Origin of the sequence: Pedobacter steynii (genome assembly GCF_900103665.1) — a bacterium.
Taxonomy (GTDB): Bacteria; Bacteroidota; Bacteroidia; order Sphingobacteriales; family Sphingobacteriaceae; genus Pedobacter; species Pedobacter steynii.
Genome location: NZ_FNGY01000013.1, coordinates 18,348 through 35,978, shown reverse-complemented (window position 1 = coordinate 35,978; position 17,631 = coordinate 18,348). Strand labels below are relative to the sequence as shown.

17 protein-coding genes are annotated in these 17,631 nt (G+C 40.8%); 11 read left to right on the top strand and 6 right to left on the bottom strand.

What is annotated here, in order from left to right; genetic code table 11:
- Window positions 1-25: 25 nt before the first annotated feature.
- Complete coding sequence (locus tag BLQ87_RS28205; RefSeq protein WP_245723946.1) at window positions 26-526, bottom strand: lipocalin family protein; 501 nt, start codon at window positions 524-526, stop codon at window positions 26-28.
- Between the two features lie 231 nt (window positions 527-757).
- On the opposite strand from BLQ87_RS28205, the gene mdh reads away from it, so the two are divergent.
- Together mdh and BLQ87_RS28195 are read left to right on the top strand one after the other, a co-directional pair.
- Window positions 758-1,696 carry a malate dehydrogenase gene (gene mdh, locus BLQ87_RS28200; RefSeq protein ID WP_074612249.1) on the top strand — a complete coding sequence of 313 codons (939 nt, stop codon included), beginning with the start codon at window positions 758-760 and terminating at the stop codon, window positions 1,694-1,696.
- A gap of 5 nt (window positions 1,697-1,701) precedes the next feature.
- The gene (locus BLQ87_RS28195; protein WP_074612248.1) at window positions 1,702-2,127 is read left to right on the top strand and encodes an aspartyl protease family protein; all 426 of its coding nucleotides are present in this window, start codon (window positions 1,702-1,704) and stop codon (window positions 2,125-2,127) included.
- A gap of 60 nt (window positions 2,128-2,187) precedes the next feature.
- Here BLQ87_RS28195 and BLQ87_RS28190 read toward each other — a convergent pair whose 3' ends face one another.
- A complete protein-coding gene (locus tag BLQ87_RS28190; protein ID WP_074612247.1) occupies window positions 2,188-2,610 on the bottom strand; it encodes a hypothetical protein in 423 nt (140 codons plus the stop codon).
- 104 nt (window positions 2,611-2,714) lie between these two features.
- Window positions 2,715-4,673 carry a DNA topoisomerase (ATP-hydrolyzing) subunit B gene (gyrB, locus tag BLQ87_RS28185; protein ID WP_074612246.1) on the bottom strand — a complete coding sequence of 653 codons (1,959 nt, stop codon included), beginning with the start codon at window positions 4,671-4,673 and terminating at the stop codon, window positions 2,715-2,717.
- Window positions 4,674-4,930: 257 nt separating this feature from the next.
- On the opposite strand from gyrB, the gene BLQ87_RS28180 reads away from it, so the two are divergent.
- The 3 genes from BLQ87_RS28180 (at window position 4,931) to BLQ87_RS28170 (ending at window position 6,856) form a co-directional block, all read left to right on the top strand.
- A complete protein-coding gene (locus BLQ87_RS28180; RefSeq protein ID WP_074612245.1) occupies window positions 4,931-5,530 on the top strand; it encodes an OmpH/Skp family outer membrane protein in 600 nt (199 codons plus the stop codon).
- A gap of 109 nt (window positions 5,531-5,639) precedes the next feature.
- On the top strand, window positions 5,640-6,128 hold the full coding sequence (locus BLQ87_RS28175) for a nucleoside deaminase (RefSeq protein WP_074612397.1): 489 nt from the start codon (window positions 5,640-5,642) through the stop codon (window positions 6,126-6,128).
- Window positions 6,129-6,130: 2 nt separating this feature from the next.
- Window positions 6,131-6,856: an EcsC family protein gene (locus BLQ87_RS28170; RefSeq protein ID WP_074612244.1), complete on the top strand. Its 726-nt coding sequence runs from the start codon at window positions 6,131-6,133 to the stop codon at window positions 6,854-6,856.
- Between the two features lies 1 nt (window position 6,857).
- Here the strand turns inward: BLQ87_RS28170 and BLQ87_RS28165 are convergent, their stop codons facing one another.
- Window positions 6,858-7,259, bottom strand: a complete 402-nt coding sequence (locus BLQ87_RS28165) for an RNA-binding S4 domain-containing protein (protein WP_074612243.1) — start codon at window positions 7,257-7,259, stop codon at window positions 6,858-6,860.
- A 78-nt stretch (window positions 7,260-7,337) separates the two neighbouring features.
- Between BLQ87_RS28165 and BLQ87_RS28160 the strand changes: the two genes are divergently transcribed.
- From BLQ87_RS28160 to miaA, 6 genes are all read left to right on the top strand, one after another.
- On the top strand, window positions 7,338-8,156 hold the full coding sequence (locus BLQ87_RS28160) for a 2,3,4,5-tetrahydropyridine-2,6-dicarboxylate N-succinyltransferase (RefSeq protein ID WP_074612242.1): 819 nt from the start codon (window positions 7,338-7,340) through the stop codon (window positions 8,154-8,156).
- A gap of 4 nt (window positions 8,157-8,160) precedes the next feature.
- Window positions 8,161-9,288 carry a glycosyltransferase family 4 protein gene (locus BLQ87_RS28155; protein ID WP_074612241.1) on the top strand — a complete coding sequence of 376 codons (1,128 nt, stop codon included), beginning with the start codon at window positions 8,161-8,163 and terminating at the stop codon, window positions 9,286-9,288.
- Between the two features lie 6 nt (window positions 9,289-9,294).
- Window positions 9,295-9,861 carry an L-threonylcarbamoyladenylate synthase gene (locus BLQ87_RS28150; protein ID WP_074612240.1) on the top strand — a complete coding sequence of 189 codons (567 nt, stop codon included), beginning with the start codon at window positions 9,295-9,297 and terminating at the stop codon, window positions 9,859-9,861.
- A 25-nt stretch (window positions 9,862-9,886) separates the two neighbouring features.
- Entirely contained in the window at window positions 9,887-11,293 is a 1,407-nt protein-coding gene (locus BLQ87_RS28145) for a CCA tRNA nucleotidyltransferase (protein ID WP_074612239.1), read from the top strand.
- Between the two features lie 70 nt (window positions 11,294-11,363).
- On the top strand, window positions 11,364-12,020 hold the full coding sequence (locus BLQ87_RS28140; protein WP_074612238.1) for an IS1096 element passenger TnpR family protein: 657 nt from the start codon (window positions 11,364-11,366) through the stop codon (window positions 12,018-12,020).
- 9 nt (window positions 12,021-12,029) lie between these two features.
- Window positions 12,030-12,941 (top strand): tRNA (adenosine(37)-N6)-dimethylallyltransferase MiaA, encoded by a 912-nt coding sequence (gene miaA / locus BLQ87_RS28135; protein WP_074612237.1) that lies wholly within the window; start codon window positions 12,030-12,032, stop codon window positions 12,939-12,941.
- On the opposite strand, the gene BLQ87_RS28130 is transcribed toward miaA, so the two are convergent.
- On the bottom strand, window positions 12,938-13,252 hold the full coding sequence (locus tag BLQ87_RS28130; protein WP_074612236.1) for a DUF3467 domain-containing protein: 315 nt from the start codon (window positions 13,250-13,252) through the stop codon (window positions 12,938-12,940). The genes miaA and BLQ87_RS28130 overlap by 4 nt on opposite strands.
- A gap of 90 nt (window positions 13,253-13,342) precedes the next feature.
- On the bottom strand, window positions 13,343-17,629 hold the full coding sequence (rpoC, locus tag BLQ87_RS28125; RefSeq protein WP_074612235.1) for a DNA-directed RNA polymerase subunit beta': 4,287 nt from the start codon (window positions 17,627-17,629) through the stop codon (window positions 13,343-13,345).
- Between the last annotated feature and the right edge of the window lie 2 nt (window positions 17,630-17,631).

The following is a 17,631-nucleotide window of genomic DNA, read 5'->3' as shown; positions in this document are numbered from 1 at the left end:
CTCCCTCTAATCGCAACAGATAATTTTACACAGAATGAACCTCTGGAATCGGCAGGGAGGATTTATGTTCCTGTGAAACTAATTTGGAAGTATCATAACCCTTTTTCTGACAGCGTTCTATGATTTCTGCCAGTAATTCTTTAGGTAAATTCGGCTTTCTGGCCATAATAAAAAGGTATTTAAATTTCGGATGGCCAACCACCACATAAGAGTAATCTTCGGCAAGTTCTATCACCCAGTAATCTGACTTTATTGGCCAGATAAATTGAGCTTTGAACCGCGTATTCCTACTTCCACGAATCACAAAAAGCTTGGAGCGAAAATATTTCTGCTTGTCTTGCCCCAGTACTTTATATCCCGTAAAAACAGCGTAATAACCATCAGGGTGAATCACATAGGTCTCCACCGTTTGGCGCCAGTGCTTGTCCATAAAAGTCGGTATGGAATACAAAGAATACCACTTTCCGGCATACGACATGATATCAACTTTTTCTACCGGTACATTATCCATAACAGGGTCCATCATTTTGCGACTATTAAGCAAATGTAAATTCTTTATCATAAAACCAGCAAGGTTGAAGAAAGTTTTAAAAAGCGTTTTTTAAACTGACCTAAATTTCTAACTTCGGCTTGAGACATTCCCCAACATGGTTTGCGTCATATATTAATTTTATCCTAAATTTATAGTCATAGATCAGTATTTAAAACAATAGATTTAAACCAGGAGGAAAACCTTTAAAATAAAATTAGATTCATTATGAAAATAACGGTTGTAGGTGCCGGCGCAGTAGGCGCCACTTGTGCAGATAATATTGCCAGAAAAGAATTAGCAGAAGAGCTCGTTTTATTAGACATCAAAGAAGGTTTTGCAGAAGGCAAAGCAATTGACATGATGCAAACCGCCACTTTATTAGGCTTTGATACAAAAATTACCGGCGTAACCAACGATTATAGCAAAACAGCAGGTTCTGCAGTAGCCGTAATTACTTCCGGACTTCCACGTAAACCGGGGATGACACGCGAAGAACTGATCGGAATTAACGCCGGAATTGTAAAAGGTGTAGCAGAAAATATTTTAAAATATTCTCCTGATGCCATCATTATCGTGATCAGTAACCCAATGGACACGATGACTTACCTGGCATTAAAATCCCTTGGATTACCTAAAAACAGAATCATAGGAATGGGTGGAACATTAGACAGTGCCCGTTTCAAATATTATTTAAGTGTTGCTTTAAACTGCAATTCCAATGATTTGCAAGGCTTTGTAATCGGCGGCCATGGTGACACTACGATGATCCCTTTAACGCGCTATGCGACTTACCAGAGCTTACCAGTGTCCAATCTGTTGGATAAAGCAACCCTGGATAAAGTGGCAGCAGATACCATGGTTGGTGGAGCTACGTTAACAGGTCTCTTAGGAACCTCTGCGTGGTATGCGCCGGGTGCTGCAGGAGCTGCCCTGGTAGAAAGCATTGTCCGCGATGAGAAAAAATTATTCACCTGCTGTGTATCTCTTGACGGAGAATATGGTCAGAAAGACATCTGTCTGGGTGTTCCCGTAATCGTTGGACGTAACGGATGGGAAAAAATAATCGATTACAAATTAAATGAAGAAGAACAAGCTGCATTTAATAAAAGTGCAGATGCGGTACGCGCCATGAACAGTGTATTGCAGGAGATGAAACTAGTTTAGATTTAATGAGAACCATTTCTGTTCCTTTAACCTTAATAAATTTACAAGATGATGGTTTCCACCTGTTGGTGGAAATTGTCATTTTTGGAAAGAAATCCTTTGCAGTATTGGATACAGGTGCTTCCAGATCTGTATTTGACATGGCATTGATCAAAGCAAATATCTCTGAACTGGAACACAGTGAAGAAACACATGCTACTACCCTTTTTGCCACATCAACCACTCTTCAGGCCACTATCCCTAAATTAAAAATCGGCAGATTGCTGATTCATGATTATGATACGGTTGCGCTTGATTTAGATACGGTTAACCAGGCATACGAGCAAATGGGCCACCCTAAAGTAATCGGGATCATCGGAAGTGACATCCTGCTGAGGTACTATGCGAATATAAACTATAGAAAATTAAGGTTATTTCTTTACGCAGATTAATTCCTTAAAAGGACCTTTACAAAAGATTATACTTACCGGATAAGGTCCTTTATATGCCTTCTAGTTAACAACTACGGTATGCGTCCCATCAGGGTTTACAATAATAGAGGTTGCTCCGTTATTGATGACAGTAGAATGTGTACCGTTAGGGTTCACTATCAAACCGGTAGCGCCATTGTCAATAAAGGTAGAATGAGTCCCGTCGGCATTCACAATAACGCTGATATTGCCGGTTTTCATCATCGTTGAATGTAACCCTTCCGGACTGACAAACAAAACACTATTCCCATTTTTGATGAGTGTACTATGCTTGCCTGTCGCATCCACAAGTGTAGTGATGTTTCCTACCTCCAGCTTACTGACAATTGTTACTTCCCGGTTTAACGGGCTGAGGAAGCCCGGCGGACAGGCATTCGTTTTTTGCCGTGCCTTCAATCCATAACAGACCGGAAAAACCAGCAGGAATAAAATTAATCTTTTCATAATCAACTATTTGTGTGTACTACAATATACACAATCAAAAAATTAAACACAAAAAAAAGGAGCGATTGAAAAATCGCTCCTTTTTGCAAGTTACCCCCCTTTAATTAAGCGTCAATCTTAGCATATTTTGCATTTCTTTCGATGAAATCCCTTCTTGGACCAACCTCATCACCCATTAACATGGAGAAAGTATGGTCACATTCCGCTGCATTTTCAATCGTTGCCTGTAATAACGTACGGGTAGAAGGATTAAGGGTAGTATCCCATAACTGTTCCGCGTTCATCTCTCCAAGACCTTTATAGCGTTGGATATGTACACTTTCTTCTTTACCAGCACCTTTTAAACGTTGCACTGCTGCATCACGTTGTTGGTCATTCCAGCAATATTCGAAATCTTTCCCTTTTTTTACCTGATACAAAGGCGGCGCAGCAATGTATACATAACCCGCTTCGATCAAGGACTTCATATACCTGAAGAAGAAAGTAAGAATCAAGGTCGTGATGTGGGATCCATCGATATCCGCATCCGTCATGATCACTACTTTATGGTAACGCAGCTTTGTCAGATTTAAAGCCTTATCATCCTCCGGTGTTCCGATACTTACACCAAGCGCAGTAAACATATTCTTGATCTCGTCGTTCTCGTAGATCTTATGCTCCATTGCTTTTTCCACATTCAGAATCTTACCTTTTAAAGGAAGAATCGCCTGGAAATTACGGTCCCTGCCTTGTTTAGCAGTTCCACCCGCGGAGTCTCCCTCCACCAGGTATATCTCACATTTCTCCGGATCACTGTCAGAACAATCGGCAAGCTTACCTGGAAGGCCTGAACCACCCATTACACTCTTACGTTGAACCATCTCACGAGCCTTACGGGCTGCAGCACGTGCTGTAGCAGCAAGAATCACTTTATTTACGATCAGCTTCGCTTCTCTTGGATATTCTTCCAGATAGTTACTCAACGCTTCACCAACGGCCACATCAACTGCACCCATTACCTCAGAATTACCCAACTTTGTTTTCGTCTGGCCTTCAAACTGTGGCTCCTGTACTTTTACAGAAATAACCGCAGTTAAACCTTCTCTAAAGTCATCACCGGTAATCTCAAATTTCACATTTTTAAGCAATCCTGATTTATCAGCATACGCTTTCAATGTTCTGGTTAAACCTCTTCTGAAACCTGCAATATGTGTACCTCCCTCATGGGTATTAATGTTATTCACATAAGAGTGTACATTTTCCGCATAGCTATCATTGTATTGCAAAGCAAGCTCTACAGGAATTCCGTTTTTAATTCCTTCTACATAAATCGGCTCTGCAATCAACGAAGGACGACCTCCATCTAAAAACTGAACAAATTCCTTTAATCCACCTTCAGAAAGGAAAAGCTCTGAAATCGGATTTCCCTGATCATCGAGCTCACGCTCGTCAGTAAGGGTTAGTTTAATTCCTTTATTCAGGAAAGACAATTCTCTCAACCTGCCGGCCAAAGTATCATAACGGTACTCTGTCGTTTGGGTAAAAATTTCCGGATCCGGAGTAAACATAATAATTGTTCCTCTTTTCTCCGTCTCTCCGATCACTCTCACATCATACTGAGGTTTCCCTTTTTCGTATTCCTGCTCCCATACTTTTCCATCAAGGTGAACTTCTGCTCTCAAATGCGTTGATAATGCGTTCACGCAACTTACCCCCACACCATGCAGACCACCGGAAACCTTATAAGTGTCTTTATCAAATTTACCACCAGCGTGTAATACCGTCATTACAATTTCCAGAGCAGACTTTTGCTCCTTCTGCATAATTCCCGTAGGAATACCACGTCCGTTATCTTCAACCCTGATCGAGTTGTCTTTAAGAATATTTACATATATCGTGTCAGCATGACCTGCCAACGCCTCATCTATAGAGTTATCTACTACTTCGTAAACTAAATGATGTAATCCTTTTACTCCGGTGTCTCCTATATACATCGAAGGGCGCTTACGCACCGCTTCTAAACCTTCTAATACCTGTATATTATCTGCCGAATAATTTGACTTTGGATCCTTTTCTTCGCTCATATTTTTAATAAAACAATTAGACTCAAAGATAACCATTTTAGGGCAATTAACCGCAAATGTGGATAACTATCTACCCATAAAAGGCCCAAAAAACACGCTAAAAATCACAGTTCTTTAGGATACTAATTTTGAAATTTTATATTTGTTGAAATTTATCCGCCAAAAATGGAAGGGGCATCCGTAAAAACAGGTCTTAAACCGACTGGAAGGATGATGGGAACCAAAAATTAAAATAAAATATCAATTATAATCATTAGATGAAAAGATCAACATTAAAACTTAGCAGCATTGCTACTGCAGTTGCATTAGTTTCCGTAATGGCTTCTTGCCAAAACAAAGAAAACACCAGTGCACCTGCTACAAAATCTGAGTCGGCTACGGTGACTAGCGCAGAGAAAATCGTCTATGTGAATTCTGATTCCCTGTTAACAAAATATCAGTATTTCAAAGACTTAAAAACGAAACTTGATGCGAAGTCAAAAACTGCACAAACAGATCTTGCTTCTAAACAACAGGCATTCCAACGTGAAGTAGCACAATATCAGCAACAACAAAACACCTTACCTGCTGATCAACGTGCTTCTACAGAAGAAAGACTTGCCCGTAAACAACAGGAATTACAAGCTTATTCTCAAAATGCAGGGGCTGCCCTTCAAAATGAGCAAGCTACAGAGAATGAAAAATTATATGATAAAGTTGCACAATACCTGAAAACTTATGCCAAAGGAAAAGGTTTCAAAATGGTGTTAACTTACTCTAAAGGTAACAGTGCAATCCTTTTTGCTGATGAGTCTTTAGACGTAACAAGCGAAGTAATCGTAGGATTAAACGAAGCTTACAAAGCAGACAAAAAATAGTTCTTCCTGCTAAGAATTTAAATGCCCTGATCATTCGGGGCATTTTTTTTGCGCTATGAAATCAAAGCTATGCTACTGTAGTATAGTAATAATGAACAAAAACACAATTATGCGAGTTAAAGAAAACAATCCACACGAAAAATTCATGCAACTTGCCATCAGTCTTTCTGAAAAGAATGTAACCGAAGGTCTTGGCGGTCCTTTTGGAGCTGTAGTCGTAAAAGACGGCAAAATTATAGCCAAAAGTGGCAATAAAGTAACCACAACAAATGATCCGACTGCCCATGCAGAAGTTTCTGCGATTCGCCTGGCCTGTAAAAAACTAGAGACATTTGACCTTAGTGGGTGCACCGTCTATACCAGCTGTGAGCCCTGCCCGATGTGCTTAAGTGCCATCTATTGGGCAAGAATCGAGACCATCTACTATGCCAACACCAAGGTCGATGCAGCAAACATTGGCTTCGACGATAAGTTCATCTACGATGAAATTGAAAAGCCAATGGCAAAACGTACCTTACCCATTCACCAGATGATGAGGACGGAAGCGCAACAGGCTTTCCAGCTCTGGGAAAAATCCTCAATGAAAATAGACTATTAAAAATGGATAAGTATCAGGAAAATATCCGGATAGAACTGGAGTTCTGGAAACGGGAAATGATGGAGAAACCTTCCTTTCTGAACAAAATGACAAACAATATTCAGAAGAAAATCAACAGTTACATTCCTGAGAAAGTCCACACCGCAATTACAGTGACCATTAAGAAAATGGTTCAGGCCGTGCTGTATGGCTCCACCTACACCACTTCAACGGTCCCTGCAATAGAAATAAGCCTCCTGCATAGGGAAGCCCTGGTGAAACAAAAAATCGACAACTATTGTAAAACCGGTGCTGCAGAAGGAGGAATTACCGGTGCCGGTGGATTCCTCATGAGCATGGCTGATTTTCCGGTATTAATTGGCATAAAGATGAAAATGCTCTTTGAAATCGCAGCACTTTACGGCTTCGATGTTAAAGACTATAAGGAACGTTTATACATTCTCTATATCTTCCAGCTTGCATTTTCCAGTCAGCATGGACGTACGAAAATCTTTATGCATATGGAAAACTGGGATCAGAAACTCCATATCCTTCCTGAAAATTCCGAAAATTTCGACTGGAAGACCTTTCAGCAGGAATACAGAGATTACATAGACCTCGCCAAAATGGCACAGCTCCTTCCCGTTGTCGGAGCTGCTGTAGGTGCTGTTGCCAATTATCAACTGATAAAAAAACTAGGCAAAACTGCAATGCAGGCTTATCGAATGAGGCTCATCGATCAAGTCTGATTTATTCCTCTTCTTTAAAAAGATCGTCAGTAAGCGCATCGGTCTCCCGGCGGTCTTTCTTTGTTGGCCTTCCGGTTCCACGGTCCCTTTTCAGTGCAGGGGCATGAAACATGCTTTTAAAGCCGTAGGTTTCTTCTTCAGGAGTAATGTCCTTATACTTCGTCACTGCAATTTTCGCTTCTACCCTATTGTATAAAAGCTCAACCACTTCGATCACTTTCTTCTCAATTCCCTTGGATACCTGGTACACATCCCCAGGCTTTACTACTGCTGAAGCTTTAAGATTCTGACCATTAAACTTAATCCGACCGGCCTTACAAGCCTCTGTCGCCAAGCTCCTGGTCTTAAATAATCTAATCGCCCATAAGTACTTATCTATCCGTAATTTTTCCTGCTCTGCCATAAAAAATCAAAAATACATTATAGAAAACAATGGTCTATACATAAAATTGATTTATTTTGTCAAAAAATAACTTACAACATGATAGCACAATTAAAAAAGTTAGTAGAAGCCGCTTGGGAAGACAGAACTTTATTAGAATATAGTGAATATTGCGAAGCAATAGAAACGGTGATTATGCAGTTAGATAAAGGTGAAATGCGCGTTGCTGAGCCTGTACTTAACTCGTGGGGAGTGAACGAGTGGATAAAAAAGGCAGTAATCCTTTATTTTCCAATCAGAGAGATGAAAGAAATTGAAGTTGGTCCTTTTGTATTTCATGATAAAATGAAATTGAAAACCAATTATAAAGAATTAGGTGTAAGGGTTGTTCCTCATGGTATCGCACGTTATGGCGCTTATTTAGCCAAAGGTGTAATCATGATGCCTTCTTATGTAAACATCGGTGCCTACATAGACGAAGGTACAATGGTAGATACCTGGGCCACTGTAGGTTCATGTGCACAAATCGGAAAACACGTTCACTTAAGTGGTGGTGTAGGTATTGGTGGTGTTTTGGAACCAATTCAGGCAGCGCCGGTAATCATTGAAGACAACTGTTTCCTTGGTTCAAGAGCAATTGTTGTAGAAGGTGTACGCGTAGAAAGAGAAGCAGTTCTTGGTGCAAATGTGGTATTAACTGCTTCTACAAAAATCATTGACGTAACCGGAAGTACGCCAATTGAATATAAAGGAATCGTTCCTGCACGTTCTGTGGTAATTCCAGGTAGCTATGCGAAAAAATTCCCTGCCGGAGAATTCCAGGTTCCATGTGCATTGATCATCGGTCAACGTAAAGAATCTACAGATAAAAAGACTTCCCTTAATAATGCATTAAGAGAAAACAATGTAGCGGTATAATATAATGAAGATTGGTTTTGACGGAAAAAGAGCAACAAACAACTTAACAGGACTGGGAAATTACAGCAGATCGTTAATTGCTCAGCTCGCTGAATTTTTCCCTCAAAACCAATACTTTGTATACAGCCCAAAAATAAAAGAACATGCGCAGATCAGGCATTTCTTAACGGCCAAAGGCATTGAGTCCAGGCTTCCTGATCAACCAGGATTATTCTGGAGGACTTCCGGAATAAAAAAACAACTGCTAAAAGACAACATCGACCTGTTTCATGGTTTGAGTCATGAAATTCCGCTCCAGATCCAAAATTCCGGTATCCATAGTATTGTCACCATTCATGACCTGATCTTTTTAAAGTTCCCACAGTATTTCGGGCGGATCGACCGGTTGATCTATAAAATGAAAGCCCGCTACGCCTGCAGGAATGCCGACAAGATCGTCGCCATCAGTGAATGTACAAAAAAAGACATCATCGAATTTTTCCATACGGATCCTGATAAGATCGAGGTCATTTACCAGAGCTGTGACGATAGTTTCAAATCTCCTTCATCAGCACAGACCAAACAGGAAGTAAGGATTAAACATGATTTACCTCCCAAATACATCCTGAATGTAGGAACTATAGAGACCAGGAAAAACCTCCTAACGCTCATCAAAGCATTACCACAGATCCATGCCGGTTATAAACTCGTAGTGGTAGGAAAAAGGACCGCTTATGCGGATCTCGTTCATCAGCAGATCGCAAGCCTGGGTTTAAAAGACAGGGTTCATTTTCTTCAGAATGTTCCCTTTGATGAACTCCCTTCCATCTACCAGATGGCGGATGCGTTTGTATATCCATCCCTTTATGAAGGTTTTGGAATCCCAATTATAGAAGCGCTTTATTCTGGTATTCCGGTGGTCGCAGCAACGGGTTCCTGCCTGGAAGAAGCAGGTGGAGAAAACAGCTTGTACGTCTCCCCTTATGACCATGCCGCCTTATCAGCTGCCATCAACAAAATACTGAACGATCCTACCCTAGCCGGGGATATGAAAATAAGGGGACTGGAATATGTTCAGAAATTTAATACCCGGGTCATCGCCGGAGACCTGATGAAAGTTTACACCCAGGTGCTTTCCAGTCACCAGAAATAACTTTTTATGCTTAGAACAGAAATTGAAAAGGCCCTTAACGTTTTAAAAAATGGAGGGGTTATCCTCTATCCTACTGATACCGTTTGGGGATTAGGTTGCGATGCGACCAATGAGGCTGCAGCAGCCAAAATAAACGCGATTAAAGAACGTAGCGCGGACAAGAGTTTTATTATTCTTCTGGACAATGATTCCAAGCTGCAAAGTTATGTAACAGAAATCCCGGATGTGGCTTACGATCTGATCGAATATGCAGAAAATCCACTGACGATCATATTTTCAGGAGCAAAAAATCTGGCTAAAAATGTCATCAATGAGGATGGTAGTGTAGGCATCAGAATTGTAAAGCATGATTTCTGTCAGCAGCTCATTCAAAGGTTCAGAAAGCCCATTACCTCTACCTCCGCCAATAAATCAGGATCACCTTCTCCTCTTATATTCGATGAGATTGATGAAGAAATTAAATCTGCTGTAGATTACGTAGTCGATTGGGAACAAGAGCTTCAAAACCCTAAAAAACCATCTACCATAATGAAATTAGCGCCGGGAGGGCAATTTTCCTTTATTAGAAAGTAAGTTTTATTACTTTTGTAACTCATTAATGGAAAAACATTTACAACAGTCAGTATTTAAAGTCCTTGCCGATATAGCTCAAACACATCAGATTGAAGCATACGTGATAGGTGGGTATGTGCGCGATATTTTCTTAGAAAGACCTTCCAAAGACATTGATATTGTGGTATTGGGGAATGGTATCGAATTCGCCGAGTTAGCGGGTAAAGTACTAAAAACCAAGGTTGCAGTGTTCAAAAACTTTGGCACTGCCATGTTAAAAACCAAAGATCTGGAGATCGAGTTTGTGGGCGCAAGAAAAGAATCTTACCGCTCAGATTCCCGGAAACCGATTGTAGAAAACGGCACCATAAAGGATGACCAGCTGAGAAGGGATTTCACCATCAATGCCCTGGCCATCTCCCTGAATAAAGAAAATTATGGTCAACTGGTAGACCCTTTTGGCGGCACCACTGACCTGGAAAATAAACTCATCAAAACACCGCTCGATCCTGAAATTACCTTTTCAGACGATCCTTTGAGGATGATGAGGGCCATTCGTTTTGCCACCCAGCTGGATTTCAGCATCGACGAAAGTGCCATCAATGCCATTAAGAAGCAGAAAGAAAGAATTTCAATTGTTTCCAAAGAGCGCGTTACCGATGAGCTCAATAAGATCATTCTTTCAAAAACCCCTTCTATTGGTTTTAAATATTTGTTTGATACCGGTCTTTTACACCTCATCTTTCCACAAATGTCTAACCTTTATGGGGTGGATTTTATAAATGGAAAAGGGCATAAAGACAATTTCTATCATACTTTACAAGTACTGGACAATATTTGTCTCGCTACCGACGATCTTTGGCTTCGCTGGGCGGCCATTCTTCATGACATTGCCAAACCGGCGACAAAACGTTTTGAAGAAGGACATGGCTGGACCTTTCATGGGCATGAAGACAAAGGAGCGCGCATGGTGCCCCAGATCTTTAACCAGTTAAAACTTCCCCTGAACGAGAAAATGAAATTGGTGCAAAAGCTGGTACAACTTCACCTTCGCCCGATTGTGCTGGCGCAGGAAGTGGTTACCGATTCTGCAGTAAGAAGGCTTTTGTTTGATGCAGGAGAAGACATTGAAAGTCTCATGATGCTCTGCAATGCAGATGTAACAACCAAAAACGAGTACAAAGTAAAAAAATACCGCAATAACTTTGAACTGGTAAAACAGAAACTCAAAGACGTAGAGGAACGTGATAAAATCAGAAACTGGCAACCTCCAATTACCGGCAATGACATCATGGAAGTATTCGGTCTTGGGGCAGGTAAAGAAGTAGGTCTGATTAAAAACGCCATCCGGGAAGCAATTCTAGAAGGTGAAATCAAAAACACCTACGAAGAAGCATTACAGTTCATGCTGGAAAAAGCAAAGGAATTTGGCCTTCTACCTGTAAAGCAGTAATACAGCCCTAAGGCAGGAACACAAATTATAGATAATATTTTTTAATTTTATAGCTAGAAAAAAAGCTCAGATGGCAATTTATAGATTTAGAATAAGTTTTGAAGATTTCGATGAAGTGGTTAGGGAAATCGATATAAAATCAAACCAGACATTTGAAGATTTACATCGCGCGGTACATCGCTCAACAGGATACTCTGCTGAAAAATCTTCTTCCTTTTATGTGAGTACTGATCACTGGATCAAAGGAGATGAAATTGCTTACCTGCCTACCCAACGTAAAACGGATAGAGGGGTTACCTTAATGGAGAAAGCAAAGTTGAGTAGTTTTATTGAAGATCCGCATCAGAAGTTTTATTATATCTACAACTTTGACCGTCCCTTCGATTTTCACGTAGAACTGATCAAGATCATTCTGGAAACCGACCCCAAGCTCGAATACCCCGTACTGGTTAAAAGTACCGGAGAAGCGCCTAAAATCATCGACAAAGACAATTTTGGCGCGGTAGCTGTATCTTCAAACGCGGAATCAACGGAATTTGATTTTCTGAATGAGATGGACTTTGTTCCTGAAGATACAGAAGAAATTGAAGCCATGGGCGGAAGAGGAATCAATACGGAAGAAAAGACGATTGATGATGATGCCGAAGAAGATGGAGACGATTCAGATGACTTCGGAAGTGACGATAGCTACGAAGACGAAGAGTACGACAGCAAAGAAGACTATTAGTGCCCGGATATGGCATTAGATAAAACCTTAATTGTAATTGTCGGCCCTACCGGAATAGGAAAGACTGCACTGGCCATCGCATTGGCCGGACACTTTTCTACAGAGATCATTTCGGCAGATTCCCGTCAGTTCTTTAAGGAGATGGAAATAGGAACGGCAAAACCTTCTCAGGAAGAGTTGGCAGCGGCTCCCCATCATTTTATCGATTCCCATAGTATTGAAACACTTTTCAGTACCGGCGACTTTGAAATACAGGCGCTCCAGCTCATGGAGGAACTTTTTAAAAAACAGGATCTGCTGATTATGGTCGGCGGATCCGGTTTATACATCGATGCCGTTTGTAATGGCCTGGATAACCTCCCGGACACCGACCTGAACATCCGCGAACAACTCAAAGAACAGTTGGAAAAAGAGGGCATAGCATCCATCAAAGCACAATTGAAAACCTACGATCCGGAGTATTATGAAAAGGTAGATCAGGCCAATCCGCAACGAATGGTCAGAGGCCTGGAATTCTTCCTTTCTACCGGCGAAAAACTCTCTTCTTACCAAACCAACAGTAAGAAACAACGACCATTCAACATCATCAGGATAGGCTTAAATATGGACCGTACGGCCCTGTATCAGCAGATTAACCTCAGGGTAGATAAAATGATGGAAGCAGGTCTTCTGGAGGAAGTAAAGGGGCTTCAGGATTACCGGAAATACAATGCCCTTAATACGGTTGGCTATTCCGAATTATTCGATTACCTGGATGGTAACATCACGCTGGAAACAGCAGTAGATAAGATCAAACAAAATACAAGACGTTTTGCCAAACGTCAGCTCACCTGGTTTAGAAGGGATGACAGCACTACCTGGTTTACACCGACTGAAAGCAAAGCGGTCATCCTTCATATTGATAAAATCTTAAATTCTTAGGCCTGAGCTGTTGGTCCGCCAAAGTTCATCGGAAATCCCGGAGGCTCTTCCTGTGTTTTAATTCTTCCGTGTGCAGCTTCGTATTTTTCCAGATTGTCCTGCATTGCCACCATTAGTCTTTTGGCATGTTCAGGGGTCAGGATGATCCTCGACTTCACTCTTGCTTTAGGTACTCCAGGCATTACCCTGATGAAATCCAGAACAAATTCTGTATTAGAATGTGTAATAATAGCAAGGTTTGAAAAGATCCCTTCTGCAACTTCTTCAGAAAGTTCAATGTTTAGCTGGTTATCGTTGTGCTGTTCTTCCATAACACAAAACTACCGCTTTAAAATCATTACATCCAAAAAAAAATCCCCCAACTTTAACAGAAGGGGGATCTTTCAAAAGATATTTAAATATTAAGCATCTACTTCTTCTTGTTTCGAAGCTAATAATTTATCGTATTCTTCCTGAGAACCTACAATGATACGCTCATATCCACGTACACCTGTACCTGAAGGAATTAAGTGTCCAACAATTACGTTTTCTTTTAATCCAAGCATGTTGTCACGTTTACCAGCAATTGCTGCTTCGTTTAACACTTTTGTAGTTTCCTGGAATGATGCTGCAGAGATGAACGATTTCGTTCCTAATGAAGCACGTGTGATACCTTGTAACATTGAACTCGCAGTTGCAGGTCTTGCATCACGAACTTCAATTTGTTTCAAATCTTTACGTTTCAATTGAGAATTTTCATCTCTTAATTTACGTAGAGAAAGAATCTGTCCAGGTTTCACAGCGTTAGAATCACCGGCATCAACAACAACTTTTTTGTCATAGATCTCGTCGTTCTCGATCATGAAGTCCCAACGATCTGCAGAGTTGTTCTCTAAGAAAGTGGTATCTCCCGGATCTTCAATGTGAACTTTCTGCATCATCTGGTGTACAATTACCTCAAAGTGTTTATCATTGATTTTCACACCTTGTAAACGATAAACCTCCTGGATACCATTCACTAGGTATTCTTGTACAGCCGCAGGGCCTTTAATCGCTAAGATATCCGCAGGAGAGATAGAACCATCAGATAACGGCATACCAGCTTTCACAAAGTCATTATCCTGAACAAGGATGTGTTTAGACAATGGAACAAGGTATTTTTTAACTTCTCCGTCTTTAGATTCGATAGTCATCTCACGGTTACCACGTTTAACACCACCTAAAGTTACCACACCATCAATCTCTGTTACTACAGCAGGATTTGAAGGGTTACGTGCTTCAAAAAGCTCCGTTACACGTGGTAAACCACCCGTGATATCTCTTGTTTTACCAGTTGCACGAGGAATCTTAACAAGGATCTGACCAGTTTTAACTGCATCACCTTCATCAATTGCGATGTGGGCACCTACAGGGATGTTATATCCTCTGATCAATTCACCTTTTTTATCCACAACCCGTACAGAAGGGTTTTTAGTTTTATCACGTGTATCGATAATTACTTTCTCACGGTGACCGGTTTGCTCATCAGACTCTTCGCGGAAGGTTACACCCTCAACGATAGCGTCAAATTCGATTTTACCGGCAAACTCTGAGATAATTACCGCATTATATGGATCCCATGAACAAATCCTGTCACCTTTAGTGATTTTAGCACCATCCTCAACGTACAAGAATGCACCATAAGGAATGTTATTGGTCATGATCACTTTATTTGTACCAGGCTCAACAATTTTGAACTCTCCTGAACGACCTAAAACAATTTGTTTTACACCTTCTTCAGTATCATTCTCTACAGTACGAACATTTTCAAATTCAATGATACCATCAAATTTAGCATTGATCTGAGATTCTGCAGCGATGTTCGATGCAGTACCCCCAACGTGGAACGTACGTAGTGTTAACTGTGTACCCGGCTCACCGATTGACTGTGCAGCAATTACACCGACAGCTTCCCCTTTTTGAACACGTTTACCAGTAGCTAAGTTACGTCCGTAGCATAATGCACAAACACCACGTTTGTTTTCGCAGGTTAATACCGAACGAATTTCAACGCCTTCTAATGGAGACTCTTCAATTGCTTTAGCAATATCCTCATCAATATCCTGACCAGCAGCTACCAATAATGCACCATCCAAAGGATTAAATACATCATGTAGAGAGATACGGCCTAATAACCTGTCATATAACGGCTCAACGATGTCTTCATTATCTTTCAATGCAGTCGTGTACATACCTCTTAAAGTACCACAATCTTCTGCATTAACGATCATATCCTGGGCCACATCATGTAAACGACGTGTTAAGTAACCCGCATCAGCTGTTTTTAACGCCGTATCCGCCAAACCTTTACGCGCACCGTGGGTAGAGATAAAGTACTCTAATACCGACAGTCCTTCTTTAAAGTTCGAAAGAATCGGGTTTTCGATAATCTCACCACCTGAACCTGATTTCTGAGGCTTAGCCATCAAACCACGCATACCGCATAACTGACGAATCTGCTCTTTCGAACCACGGGCTCCAGAGTCCAACATCATATAAACAGAGTTGAAACCTTGGTTATCGCTTGATAACTGAGTCATCACGAATGATGTTAAACGGTTATTGATACGAGTCCAGATATCGATAATTTGGTTGTAACGCTCGTTGTTGGTAATGAATCCCATGTTATAGTTATTCCTTACTTCATCAACCTCAGCAGAAGCCTGCTCTAATAAAGCATGTTTCTCCACAGGAATGTTTACATCTTGTAAATTAAATGATAAACCTCCTCTGAATGCCATTTGGAAACCAAGCTCTTTGATATCATCAAGGAACCTCGCTGCACGAGCCATACCAGTAATTTTCACTACTGTACCAATGATATCTCTAAGAGATTTTTTAGTCAGCAATTCATTGATATATCCTACTTCTACCGGAACCATTTGATTAAACAGTACACGACCAACAGTAGTTTCCAACAATTTATTAACGATTGTTCCGTCTTCTAATTTCACATTTACCTTAACCTTGATAAATGCATGAAGATCGATTTGTTTTTCATTGTAAGCAATGATCACCTCTTCAGGAGAGTAGAAAGAGAAATCTTGTCCCTTAACTACGCGTCCTTCGTCAGTTCTACGGCCTTTAGTAATGTAATAAAGACCCAAAACCATATCCTGTGAAGGTACAGTGATCGGAGTTCCGTTTGCCGGATTTAGAATGTTGTGCGCAGCAAGCATTAATACCTGTGCTTCTAAGATTGCGGCGTGCCCTAATGGTAAATGTACTGCCATCTGGTCACCGTCAAAATCCGCGTTGAATGCGGTACATACTAAGGGGTGTAACTGGATTGCTTTACCTTCTACCAATTTCGGCTGGAACGACTGGATACCCAATCTGTGCAACGTAGGCGCACGATTCAGTAATACCGGGTGTCCTTTTAAAACATTCTCCAGAATATCCCAAACTAACGGGTCTTTTCTGTCTACAATTTTCTTTGCAGATTTTACTGTTTTAACGATACCCCTTTCAATCATCTTGCGAATGATAAACGGTTTGAATAGCTCAGCAGCCATATCTTTTGGTAAACCGCACTCGTGTAATTTAAGGTTTGGACCTACAACAATTACCGAACGGGCAGAATAATCCACACGTTTACCTAATAAATTCTGACGGAAACGACCTTGTTTACCTTTCAGGATGTCTGAAAGAGATTTCAAAGCACGGTTACCTTCAGTTTTAACCGCATTTACTTTACGTGAGTTATCGAACAACGAATCTACCGCTTCCTGTAACATACGTTTTTCGTTACGTAAGATTACTTCCGGCGCTTTGATCTCGATCAAACGTTTCAAACGGTTGTTACGGATAATCACACGACGATACAAATCATTTAAATCTGAAGTCGCAAAACGACCACCTTCCAATGGAACCAACGGACGCAATTCCGGTGGAATAACAGGAACAATCTTGATGATCATCCACTCTGGGTTATTCTCAATACGGGTTCTTGCACCACGGAAAGCTTCCACTACCTGTAAACGTTTCAAAGCTTCGTTTTTACGTTGCTGAGAAGTTTCGTTTGCAGCCTGGTGACGCAGGTTATATGATAAAGTATCTAAATCAATACGTTTCAATAAATCTTCTAACGCTTCAGCACCCATTTTGGCGATGAATTTATTAGGATCCTTATCGTCTAAATATTGGTTTTCTTTAGGCAACTTATCAAGAATATCAAGATATTCCTCTTCAGTTAAGAAATCCATGTACTGAATACCTTCTTCTGCCATGAAACCAGGCTGAATTACTACATAACGCTCGTAGTAAATGATCAGGTCTAATCTCTTTGTAGGCAATCCTAACAGGTATCCAATTTTATTTGGCAGGGAGCGGAAATACCAGATATGCGCAACAGGAACCACCAAATTGATGTGTCCCATACGCTCTCTACGTACTTTCTTTTCCGTTACCTCAACACCACAACGGTCACAAACGATCCCCTTATAACGGATACGTTTATATTTACCGCAATGACATTCGTAATCTTTTACCGGACCAAAAATACGCTCGCAAAACAAACCATCACGCTCAGGCTTGTAAGTACGGTAATTGATAGTCTCAGGTTTTAACACCTCACCACTAGAGCGCTCTAAAATAGCCTCCGGCGATGCCAAACTAATGGTGATCGAGGTGAAATTGCTTTTTAATTTATTATCCTTTTTGTAAGACATAG

What these genes read in the sequence shown, in the direction of transcription:
- BLQ87_RS28140 (WP_074612238.1), top strand. Translation starts at nt 11,364, where the DNA reads ATGGCAATTTATAGATTTAGAATAAGTTTTGAAGATTTCGATGAAGTG.
- gyrB (WP_074612246.1), bottom strand. Translation starts at nt 4,673, where the DNA reads ATGAGCGAAGAAAAGGATCCAAAGTCAAATTATTCGGCAGATAATATA.
- BLQ87_RS28180 (WP_074612245.1), top strand. Translation starts at nt 4,931, where the DNA reads ATGAAAAGATCAACATTAAAACTTAGCAGCATTGCTACTGCAGTTGCA.
- BLQ87_RS28155 (WP_074612241.1), top strand. Translation starts at nt 8,161, where the DNA reads ATGAAGATTGGTTTTGACGGAAAAAGAGCAACAAACAACTTAACAGGA.
- BLQ87_RS28165 (WP_074612243.1), bottom strand. Translation starts at nt 7,259, where the DNA reads ATGGCAGAGCAGGAAAAATTACGGATAGATAAGTACTTATGGGCGATT.
- BLQ87_RS28195 (WP_074612248.1), top strand. Translation starts at nt 1,702, where the DNA reads ATGAGAACCATTTCTGTTCCTTTAACCTTAATAAATTTACAAGATGAT.
- BLQ87_RS28190 (WP_074612247.1), bottom strand. Translation starts at nt 2,610, where the DNA reads ATGAAAAGATTAATTTTATTCCTGCTGGTTTTTCCGGTCTGTTATGGA.
- BLQ87_RS28170 (WP_074612244.1), top strand. Translation starts at nt 6,131, where the DNA reads ATGGATAAGTATCAGGAAAATATCCGGATAGAACTGGAGTTCTGGAAA.
- BLQ87_RS28145 (WP_074612239.1), top strand. Translation starts at nt 9,887, where the DNA reads ATGGAAAAACATTTACAACAGTCAGTATTTAAAGTCCTTGCCGATATA.
- miaA (WP_074612237.1), top strand. Translation starts at nt 12,030, where the DNA reads ATGGCATTAGATAAAACCTTAATTGTAATTGTCGGCCCTACCGGAATA.
- BLQ87_RS28130 (WP_074612236.1), bottom strand. Translation starts at nt 13,252, where the DNA reads ATGGAAGAACAGCACAACGATAACCAGCTAAACATTGAACTTTCTGAA.
- BLQ87_RS28205 (WP_245723946.1), bottom strand. Translation starts at nt 526, where the DNA reads ATGATGGACCCTGTTATGGATAATGTACCGGTAGAAAAAGTTGATATC.
- BLQ87_RS28175 (WP_074612397.1), top strand. Translation starts at nt 5,640, where the DNA reads ATGCGAGTTAAAGAAAACAATCCACACGAAAAATTCATGCAACTTGCC.
- BLQ87_RS28160 (WP_074612242.1), top strand. Translation starts at nt 7,338, where the DNA reads ATGATAGCACAATTAAAAAAGTTAGTAGAAGCCGCTTGGGAAGACAGA.
- rpoC (WP_074612235.1), bottom strand. Translation starts at nt 17,629, where the DNA reads ATGTCTTACAAAAAGGATAATAAATTAAAAAGCAATTTCACCTCGATC.
- BLQ87_RS28150 (WP_074612240.1), top strand. Translation starts at nt 9,295, where the DNA reads ATGCTTAGAACAGAAATTGAAAAGGCCCTTAACGTTTTAAAAAATGGA.
- mdh (WP_074612249.1), top strand. Translation starts at nt 758, where the DNA reads ATGAAAATAACGGTTGTAGGTGCCGGCGCAGTAGGCGCCACTTGTGCA.